This is a genomic window from Staphylococcus lugdunensis, assembly GCF_002901705.1.
Taxonomy (GTDB): domain Bacteria; phylum Bacillota; class Bacilli; order Staphylococcales; family Staphylococcaceae; genus Staphylococcus; species Staphylococcus lugdunensis.
Genome location: NZ_PPPV01000016.1, coordinates 379,025 through 389,815, shown reverse-complemented (window position 1 = coordinate 389,815; position 10,791 = coordinate 379,025). Strand labels below are relative to the sequence as shown.

Sequence of the window (10,791 nt, the reverse complement as noted above, 5' to 3'; positions counted from 1 at the left end):
AGTAGTTCACTTTAGCGATGGTCATTCAATCACTGTACCAAAAGGCCAAGACGGTCAAAATGGCACATCAATAACGGTAACAAATACTGAATTAGATAAAGACGGCAATACAGTTATCCACTTTAGTGACGGTAAAACAGTAACCGTACCGAAAGGCGCGAAAGGTGATAAAGGCCAAGACGGCACATCAATTACCGTAACGAACACAACAACAGATAGTGCTGGCAATACAGTTATCCACTTCAGCGACGGTAAAACAGTAACCGTACCAAAAGGTCGCGATGGACAAAATGGACGAGATGGTCATGATGGCGTATCAATTACCGTAACGAACACAACAACAGATGGCGCTGGTAACACAGTTATCCACTTCAGTGATGGCAAAACAGTTACAGTTCCTAAAGGTCAAGATGGACACTCAGTTAGCATTCAAGAAATAACAAAAGATGCTCAAGGTGGAACAATTGTTAAATTCACAGATGGACATTCAATCACAATACCAAAAGGTGATAAAGGTGATCGTGGTGAAAAAGGTCAGGATGGTCAATCAATTACAATTGTGAGTCAAAGAGTAACTAAAGAAGGCAATACAATTGTTGAATTTAGTGATGGACATACAATTACTGTGCCAAGAGGCCAAGATGGACATTCAGTCACTGTAAAAGAAAGTCATAAAGACCAATCAGGCAATACGGTTGTAGTCTTTAGTGATGGTAATACAATTACAATAGAAAAAGGTCGCGATGGACGTGACGGTCAAGATGGCAAATCAATTACAATTGTGAGTCAAAGAGTAACTAAAGAAGGCAATACAATTGTCGAATTTAGTGATGGAAACTCAATCACTATACCTAGAGGTCAAGATGGACATTCAGTTACAGTAAAAGAAAGCCATCAAGATCAATCAGGCAATACGGTTGTAGTCTTTAGTGATGGTAATACAATTACAATAGAAAAAGGCCGTGATGGACGAGATGGTCGAGATGGCCGCGACGGACGTGACGGAAATAATGGTCAAAATGGTTACAATGGTAATAATGGCTACAATGGTCAAAATGGTTATAACGGCCAAAATGGCTATAACGGTAAAGATGGTCAGTCTATTCATATTGTAAGTCAAAAATTAACTAAAGATGGAAACACTATCATTGAATTTAGTGATGGACACACAATTACTATTCCTGGAGGTCAAAACGGACATTCAGTTACAGTAAAAGATATTCAAAAAGATCAATCAGGCAATACAATTATTATCTTTAGTGATGGTAGAAAAGTAGTTATTGAAGCATCAAAACAAATTCAAAAACAAGATGTTAAACCAACACCTTCTGCAGTTAAACATTATTACATTGACCAAGATAAAAATACTGTGATTATCTTAGCTGATGGTCGAGAAGTTTGTGTTCCATGTATCCAAGGCACACGTGCAACAATCAAATATTATTATATTGATCAAGCAGGTAATGTGCATATTGATTTCAATAATCACCCAAGTATTGTAATTCCAAGAAAACCAATTGAAATCACAAAAACACATCAACACACAAACCATCAATCATATAACCATCAACATCAAGACTTTAATGGAGGTTATAATAACTACCACAACCATTACAAAGGACAACATGACTTTAATGGACAACATTCACATCATGGTGTTAATAACTTTGTAGGACATCAAGGTAACGCTGGACATCAACATTACAGTCATTATGAAAACTATACTCATAGTCAATATGATCACGGACAAGCACATGCTAACTACGCTCATCAAGCAGTACAACATCAAGCATATAACCGTCATGTATCATATCATGGTTATGGCTATACAATGACTGAAGCAATGGCTCAATATAGAGATGTTGTTACAAAACGCTATGCTCTACCTGAAACTGGTGAAACAACATCATTATCATTAGCATATTTAATGACTCTTGTTGGTAGTATCTTACTTCTTAGTGCTTTTCGTCGCAAAAACGTTAAATAAGTAAGTATCATATAACCATTTAAAAAAGCTCTTCCTCTCTTTATAGAGGGGGAGCTTTTATTTTTTTCACTTATGAAAGTGATTTCATAATCTGAACATAGTTTCATAATGATAGTCGTTACTTCATGATGACGTATAGACACTATATAATTAGTAGTGAAAAATTGTGAAAGGTATAGGAGGCATCATTCATTTATGATTAAAGCGATTGCTGTGGATATGGATGGGACATTTTTAGACAGTCAAAAACATTATGATGAAGTAAGATTTAATCAACAATTTCAGAAACTTCAAGATAAAAATATTAAGTTTATAGCAGCAAGTGGAAATCAATATGCAAAGCTTAGATCTATTTTTGGTGATAAAGAGATGTATTTTATTGCAGAAAATGGTGCTGTGATTTATCAAGGCAACAGCTTATATGATTATAAGAGTTTTGATATACAAGACTACCAATCTTTGGTGCAATATTTAATGTTAGAACAAGGACTTCGAGAGTTTATTATATGTGGCTTAAAAAGTGCTTATATTTTAAAGGATACGTCACAACCTTTTAAAGAGAATGCGCACTTTTATTATCACCAATTGGAGGAAATTGATTCGTTTAACGTATTACCAGACGATGATTATGTAAAAATTGCTTTTAATATCAATCGGACAACGCATCCTACGCTTGATGAAGATATGGCTATACGCTTTAAGTATATTTCAAGTTTAGTATCGAGTGGGCATGATAGTATTGACGTAATTATGCCTAGTATGACAAAAGGGGAAGCGCTTAAAGGTTTGTTAACAAAGTGGCATATCAAACCTAGTGAACTCATGGCTTTTGGAGATGCTAATAATGATAAAGATATGCTGGCATTGGCCCATTATAGTTATGTGATGGCTAATAGTAATGATTCTGAATTATTTGATATAGCGCATGCAGTTGCGCCAAGCAATGATGAACAAGGCGTATTACAGGTTATAGATGATGTGGTCTTATCTTAAGGAAAAAAGCGCTAAACAAGTCATATCGCTTGTTTAGCGCTTTGTATATATTAAATTTAATCTATATTAGTTTAATTGAGTGTCACATTTACCAGTTTCAATGACTGATAACGCAGCATTTAATCCACCTTCAACAAGGTTTCTTACTGCCTCATCAGAGAAGAAAGCAATGTGTGGTGTTACTAAAATATTTTCGTGACGAATTAATTCTAATAATGTTGGATCGTCAACATCTTTACCTGTCCAGTCATAAGTGAAGTAATCTGCTTCATTTTCATAAGTGTCAATTGCTGCACCTGATAAAGTACCATCATTGACTGCATCAAGTAAAGCTGGTGTGTCGATAACAGCACCACGAGCGGCATTTACTAAAATAGCGCCTTTTTTCACTTTGCTAAACATTGATTTATCGAATAAATGGAAGCTTTCTTTGTTTGCAGGTACATGTAATGAAATGATATCTGCATCTTTAATTGCTTCTTCCACAGAGTCTTTATATTCTAAGAAATCTAAAGAGTGATTTGGATATGCATCAAAGCCTACTACTTTAGCACCGAAGCCAGCATAAATTTTACCTGTTGCTGCACCGATACGTCCTGTACCAATAATTGCAACTGTCATATTTTTAACCGGTGTTGACATAATAGGTGCTGCCCATTTGAAGTTGTGTGCTTGAACGCGTTTTTCAATTAATGGGAATTTACGTACTAATTGTAAAGCTATAGATACAGAATATTCAGCGATTGTTTCAGGTGAATAACTTGGTACATTTGAAATAACAATGCCGTGTTTTTTAGCTAAATCTAAGTCATACATATCAAAACCAGCAGTACGTTGTGCAATTTGTTTAATTCCATATCCTTCTAATTTAGGATAAACAGAATCTTCTAGTTTCCCAAATTGCATTGTTGTAACACCGTCAAATCCTTCTAATTGATTTACAGTATCAGCACTTAAGATTTCTTCTGAAGTAACGACTTCAACATTGTGTGCTTTACCCCAATTTAAAGCATCTTTTTTCTCATAATCACGCGTACCGAAAAACATAATTTTTGTCATTGAAATAATCTCTCCTGTTCCTAGATGATATAGTTATATAAATATAAGACGTTATACGATATATAAGTAAGCTGTAATAATATTGGCTTGTGTTATAGTGTCTACAAGTCTCTTACCTACAATATTATTATATTGTGAATTATTTCACAAATCAATAGTTTGCATCACATTTTTTGTTATAAAATTGTACCAAAGCAACAATATGAAAATATTTACACATATTTTATAATTCTTGCTTTGTATTTTGCCATAGTGGTATGTGGGTTTTAAATAATTGGATAATCACAATACTTTTTTGTACTGATTATATATTTTATAATTTAAGTCACACTACTATTTCAGGAGGCTTTATCATGTCACAAATGAATGAAACAATTATTAATGCATTAAATTTTCGCCATGCGACGAAAATATTTGATTCATCAAAACAAGTTAGCGATAAAGATATGCAAACGATTTTAGAGTCAGGACGGCTGTCACCGAGTTCTCTTGGATTAGAACCATGGCGATTTGTTGTCATTGAGAGTCAAGAACTAAAGGATAAACTTAAACCTTATAGTTGGGGTGCACAAAAACAACTTGATACAGCTAGTCGTTTCGTTGTTATTTTGGCTCATAAAAATGTTACGGCACAGTCGGACTATGTTCAACATATCCTCAGAGACATTAAGAAATATGATACACATACCATCCCAGCAGTTGAACAAAAGTTCAATGATTTCCAAACAAATTTTCATATAAATGATAGCGAACGTACTTTGTTGGATTGGGCTAGCAAACAAACATATATAGCCTTAGCAAACATGATGACTTCAGCAGCATTACTCGGAATTGATTCATGTCCAATGGAAGGTTTCGATTTGGATAAAGTGACGGAAATATTACAAGATGAGGGCGTTATTGATACAGTGCATTTTGCACCTTCAGTTATGGTGGCCTTTGGTTATAGAAAAGATGAGCCAAAAGGAAAAGTACGTCAGCCAGCAACAGATGTCATTGAATGGGTTAAATAAGTAATGATGTAATAGCATGTTAAATGATTAAGTAAGGGAGCGGGACAGCATTCATAATGAATTCGTAGTCCCGCCCCAGCAAGGTTGACTAGGATTGAAAAAAGCTTAGTATAAGCGTATTTTCTATCTAGTCAACTACTGCCAATACATATATATCATAGCCTAAAATAAAATGATGCCCCAGACTGTTTTGTATTATATGTGTTTTCGACGGCGCATAAAGAGTGCTGAGCCAAGTACTGCGAGTATTGAAGCTAATGCCATACTATGTTCGGGCGTTTCTTCTTTACCTGTATTTGGTAATGCTTTATGAGTAATCGGTGCTGTGACAGTCATATTTGATGAAGTAGCGTGAGTAACTGTTGGTTTTTTAGTTTGATTGATTAATGTTTGATGAGTGTGATTTAATTCATTATGTTGTGAAGGATTAAAAGGTTGTTCCACATTCACTGCTGCTGTCGATGGATTAACTATTTTACTATGTTTCTCGACGTTTTGTTTTTGACTTTGATGTTGAACAGCTTGTTTAGTTAAACGAGATTGGCTAGTTCTTTGTTGACTTACAGTTTTAACACTACTGCCCGTATGTTGAATTTTTTTAGATGTAGATTGTTTTTCGGTTTTAATATTGTGACTAGAGTGATTATTTTGACTTGTGTGATGCGTTTCACTATTGATAATCGTTATGTCATTGATGAGCCATTCACCATCCGTAGAGCCTAAAATAATTTCAGTTTTGCTGTGTGAACTACTATTTTGATTTGAATTATTTTTTTCTATAATGTCTGTTGTTTTACCATATGGACTTGTAATATCGACTTCTGATGTATGTTTACCAGATGTGTGTTGATTTTGAGTATTTGCCTGATGCTGAGCGTGACTTTGATTTTGTTCTGTAGCTGTACGACTAGTTTCTGAAGCATACGCATCTTGATTCGCTCCTAAAAATACTACTGTTGCTAGGGCAACTGATCCTATTCCTATTGCAAATTTACGAATTCCAAAACGCTGTTGTTGATAAAATTTCACATGATCACTCCTTAATATGATTTAATAATGCCTTACATGTTTGCTACTACTTTCTAGTTGGAATAAATGTAAGGACGCCACTATATAAATATTTTATATAATTATAACCATTTTACCATAAGACAGTGAAATAAAATATAGTATAGTTAGCAGTTTAATAGCTTTTTAAATTTATAAGCATAATTAAAATATAAGATATTAATGTAAAGTTAGCATATCATCATGTTTTAAGTACGGCTAAATTGGTAATACGTTATAAGCAAGTTGTTTTTATTTTTTACGCAGAAAAGGTAAAATACTAAATACGTAGAAAACGCTTTCATTATTTTCTACAGACTTTACCGCATCGAACGTATTGCACATGGCCTTTTATAAATTCTAAGTAAAGGATGATGACCAATGTCAAATGTAAATATAAGAGATTTTATAGATGAAAAATATGATTTATTTATCAATGGAGAATTTCAAGCAAGTGATAGTGGAGAAACATTAGATGTAACTAATCCAGCTAACGGAGAAACATTAGCACAAGTAGCTAAAGCCAATCAAGCAGATGTTGATAAAGCGGTTAAAGCAGCTCAGGATGCTTTTGACAGCTGGAGTAAAATTTCTAAAGAAGAACGAGCGGACTATTTATTAGAAATTAGTCGTCGCATACTTGAAAAAAAAGAACATTTTGCGACTGTTGAGTCGTTACAAAACGGTAAACCGTACCGTGAAACGTCTACGATTGATATTCCTCAAACAGCAAATCAGTATAAATATTTTGCAAGTGTGTTAACAACTGATGAAGGTAGTGTTAATCAAATTGATGACAATACAATGAGTTTAGTTGTAAATGAACCCGTCGGCGTAGTTGGAGCAGTTGTCGCATGGAACTTCCCATTCCTATTATCTTCATGGAAACTCGCGCCAGCATTAGCTGCAGGTAATACCGTTGTCATTCAACCATCATCATCTACACCGTTATCACTCATAGAACTTGCGAAAGTGTTCCAAGACGTATTACCGAAAGGTGTAGTTAACGTTGTAACTGGTAAAGGTTCTGAATCTGGCGATGCCATCTTTAAACATGAAGGCGTGGATAAATTATCATTTACAGGTTCAACAGATGTTGGTTATGGCGTAGCAAAAGCAGGCGCTGAACGTATTGTTCCGACTACTTTAGAACTTGGTGGTAAAAGTGCAAATATTATCTTTGATGACGCAAATTTAGATCAAGTAGTTGAAGGTGTACAACTTGGAATTTTATTTAACCAAGGTGAAGTATGTAGTGCAGGCTCACGTTTACTAGTACAGACTTCAATTTATGATAAAGTCATTCCTAAATTGAAAGAAGCTTTTGAAAATATCAAAGTTGGCGATCCTTTCGATAAAGATATTAAAATGGGTGCTCAAACTGGGCCAGATCAAATAGAAAAAATTGAAAGCTATATTAAAATTGCAGAAGAAGATAGCAGTTCAACTATCTTAACAGGTGGCCATCGTCTAACTGATAATGGTCGCGATAAAGGATATTTCTTTGAACCTACAATCATTGAGTTAAAAGATAATAGTCATAAATTGGCACAAGAAGAAATTTTTGGACCAGTATTAGTTGTAGAAAAATTTGAAGATGAAAATGAAGCGATTCAAATCGCTAATGACTCGGAATACGGTTTAGCTGGTGGTATCTTTACGACAAACCTCAACCGTGCTTTAAATGTCGCTAAAGCAATGAGAACAGGACGTATTTGGATTAATACGTATAACCAAATTCCAGCCGGTGCGCCATTTGGTGGATATAAAAAATCCGGTATTGGTCGTGAAGTTTATAAAGATGCGATTAAAAACTATCAACAAGTTAAAAACATCTTTATCGATACAAGCAATCAAACGAAAGGTTTATATTAATATAATTTATTATGATTGTAATACGACATCATAAAAACAGAGCGCTTTATGCGTTCTGTTTTTTTATACTATCCTGCAACCGTGCTGGTATCACTATGAATTGTAATATCGAAGCCTTCAGGTGATGTTACGTGCGTTTCTTCAGCATTGGGTTTATAAATATCAAAATGGACTAAGCCATAACTTTCCGTATTACTTATTCTTTTCTGGTTTGATTGCCACATATTCACAGCGATATGATGATGATAATATTGTGTTGACATAAACAATGCTTGTGGGAATTTAGAAATATGTGCTAATCCAAGTTGTGAAACATAGAAATCATATGCCTCTTTTATATCATGTGTTTTTAAATGTAAGTGCCCGATTTTCCCATTTGCAGGCCAGCCTTGCCAACCTAAATTAGTACGTTGTGCAATTAAATCATCAGCATTCACTTCTAACGTATCCATTTTTACGAAATCATCATTCCATTGCCATTGGTCACTTGGTCGGTCTTGGTATACTTCGATGCCATTACCTTCAGGGTCATTAAAGTAGAGTGCTTCACTTACGAGATGATTTCCACCACCAACAGCGATATTTAACCGGCTAACATGATACAAGAAATTGGCTAAATCAGCGCGGCTAGGTAATAAAAAAGCAATATGGAATAAACCAGCTTCTCGGAAACTAGGATGTCGTCCTTCAGCTAAATAATTTAAAGTTAAAGTATGACCGTTTGCGCCTACATTTAAGATAGTACGTTCTTCGCTGCGTGCTTTTATTGAAAAACCAAGAATAGTGCTGTAAAAAGTTGTCATTTTAGCTAAATCAGCGACATTTAATGTGATATTTGTTACGTGCGTTGCTTCAATGGTATGGAATGAAGTCATCATGTATTGCCTCCTATAGTGATAATTTTATTTATAATTTATATCTAGTATATTTAATATACTATTGTGATATAAAAAGTACAAGATAGAAGTTTCAAAGTTTATACATTTTTAGGCAAGTGGTTGATAATACAGGTTTTTAAGTAAATGAAACTTAGTATTGTTTCAATAAAGAAATACGTAGTTAGAAAAAGGAAAAATATGGGGCTTCAAGCGATAAAGACATATTATTTTTATAATATTTACAATGAAAGCGAAATAGTGCATTAAGTTGAGACGACACTTAATGCACTATTTTGAAATATATTTTATTGAGTCAATGATTTGTATTAGCCAAGATAGACATCTTGGTAATCATCATTAGTTTCTAATACATGTTTGGCAAATGGGCAAGATGCGATAATTTTCAATTGATTGTCTCTAGCATAGTTCACAACTGCTGCTACTAGTTCTTTTCCAATACCTTGACCTCCTAATTCGTCAGGTACACCGGTATGGTCAATATCAATTTCATTATTATCTACTTGTTTAAACGTAATAACAGCTTGAGCGTTGTCTTCAGATTCTCCAATATAGAACTGATTATGACCTTGTTTAATCGTATTGTCCATCGTAATCACTCCTTAATATTTTTTATATTATATATGTATCACTTTTGGTATAAATTAAACATGGCTCAACCATTTTAGGACATTGAATTGCGCTAAGAAAACATTTAAAATGACAAGTGTAATCGATATGATTGTATTATGAATAAGTAGTATGTGTGTATCATTATCAACAGGATGCATACATAAGCATTTAAATTCTTTTGTCGCTATATAATAAATCACATATGTAAATTTAAAAGGTTGTATTAAATATTATCTTCCCTAAGAAAGAGGATTAAAATGAGGCTCATTGCAATTATATTTTTAAGCTTAGTTATATTAATAAAATTTGACGTAATACAAGTTTCACTTCTTGGACAAACGGAAATACGCTATTTGTTTATTTTTGCATTCGGATTAGTTGGATATGCATTTATCAGTCCGTATATGTATTTATTTTTAAGCAACCGCACAGAGGTTAATCGTACGTGGTTGCAACAACATATACCAGAGATGGAAACACAACAAGTAACCACATATATTGGAGAATTACCATTTAAACCTAATTTATTTGCTTCAGGAAGCGGACATCGTAAAGTTATCGCAATAGATAGACGTATTGAACAAGCATTGTCAATAGAGGAACTAAAGTTTTTTATCCTACATGAATATAGTCATATTAAAGATCATGATATTTTAAAGTTAAGCTTAATGCGCTCAGTTGTTGTCGCACTTATACCAATTATTGCATTATTAGTTAGTCGTACAATTCATTTTAACAATGTTTTATTGTTGTTAATATTTGTAGTTATTGTGCTATCACTCTATATTTCTGGATTTTTCTTATTTTTCCATTATGCGCGTCTTAAAGAGCTAAAATGTGATTGCTTTGCTGCACAATTTACATCAAAGACAGCACAACGCCAAGCTTTCGAAAAGTTTATTGCGCTCGGTATTATGGAGGATACAAAGGTAAAGTTGATGTCAACACATCCATCACTTCAACAACGCTTAAATCACTTGAATATATAAAATTTGCGCCAAATTATCATAATATCAAGTACATGGTAGTTTAGTACTATCATTATTGAATCATTAAGGGCAGTATATAAAGTTAGTTTTTACTTTATATGCTGTCCAATTTTTATCTCATGCATAAAATTCCAATTGCCAGTCTTAATTTTTTTATATAAAATATTTATAAAATACAAATCTCAACTTACGTTAGTTTTATAGGTCGACTCAAACAATACTAACATAATAGAGGAGATGACCAATATATGAAAAGAACAACAAGTATAGTATTATGTGCCTCGCTTATTTTAGGAGGTTGTGCTTCCATGGACAAAGAA

9 protein-coding genes are annotated in these 10,791 nt (G+C 33.8%); 5 read left to right on the top strand and 4 right to left on the bottom strand.

From position 1 onward, the window contains the following. Both CD041_RS12315 and CD041_RS08735 read left to right on the top strand, forming a co-directional pair. Window positions 1-1,987: LPXTG cell wall anchor domain-containing protein (locus CD041_RS12315; protein ID WP_258027219.1), on the top strand; the 1,987-nt coding region annotated here is incomplete at its 5' end. Between the two features lie 195 nt (window positions 1,988-2,182). Continuing rightward, complete coding sequence (locus CD041_RS08735; protein WP_070648199.1) at window positions 2,183-2,980, top strand: Cof-type HAD-IIB family hydrolase; 798 nt, start codon at window positions 2,183-2,185, stop codon at window positions 2,978-2,980. 66 nt (window positions 2,981-3,046) lie between these two features. Here CD041_RS08735 and CD041_RS08730 read toward each other — a convergent pair whose 3' ends face one another. Then, window positions 3,047-4,039, bottom strand: a complete 993-nt coding sequence (locus tag CD041_RS08730; RefSeq protein ID WP_080606503.1) for a D-lactate dehydrogenase — start codon at window positions 4,037-4,039, stop codon at window positions 3,047-3,049. A gap of 353 nt (window positions 4,040-4,392) precedes the next feature. Here CD041_RS08730 and CD041_RS08725 point away from each other — a divergent pair, with 353 nt between their 5' ends. Then, the gene (locus CD041_RS08725) at window positions 4,393-5,052 is read left to right on the top strand and encodes an NAD(P)H-dependent oxidoreductase (RefSeq protein WP_070648200.1); all 660 of its coding nucleotides are present in this window, start codon (window positions 4,393-4,395) and stop codon (window positions 5,050-5,052) included. A gap of 195 nt (window positions 5,053-5,247) precedes the next feature. Here the strand turns inward: CD041_RS08725 and CD041_RS08720 are convergent, their stop codons facing one another. After that, entirely contained in the window at window positions 5,248-6,081 is an 834-nt protein-coding gene (locus tag CD041_RS08720; protein WP_002460440.1) for a YSIRK-type signal peptide-containing protein, read from the bottom strand. Between the two features lie 399 nt (window positions 6,082-6,480). Between CD041_RS08720 and CD041_RS08715 the strand changes: the two genes are divergently transcribed. After that, on the top strand, window positions 6,481-7,974 hold the full coding sequence (locus CD041_RS08715; protein ID WP_070648201.1) for an aldehyde dehydrogenase family protein: 1,494 nt from the start codon (window positions 6,481-6,483) through the stop codon (window positions 7,972-7,974). A 68-nt stretch (window positions 7,975-8,042) separates the two neighbouring features. On the opposite strand, the gene CD041_RS08710 is transcribed toward CD041_RS08715, so the two are convergent. Continuing rightward, window positions 8,043-8,849 (bottom strand): VOC family protein, encoded by an 807-nt coding sequence (locus tag CD041_RS08710; RefSeq protein WP_170121710.1) that lies wholly within the window; start codon window positions 8,847-8,849, stop codon window positions 8,043-8,045. 329 nt (window positions 8,850-9,178) lie between these two features. Beyond that, window positions 9,179-9,460 (bottom strand): GNAT family N-acetyltransferase, encoded by a 282-nt coding sequence (locus tag CD041_RS08705; RefSeq protein WP_002460436.1) that lies wholly within the window; start codon window positions 9,458-9,460, stop codon window positions 9,179-9,181. A 279-nt stretch (window positions 9,461-9,739) separates the two neighbouring features. Between CD041_RS08705 and CD041_RS08695 the strand changes: the two genes are divergently transcribed. Further along, entirely contained in the window at window positions 9,740-10,471 is a 732-nt protein-coding gene (locus CD041_RS08695) for a M48 family metalloprotease (protein ID WP_080606505.1), read from the top strand. Window positions 10,472-10,791: the final 320 nt, after the last annotated feature.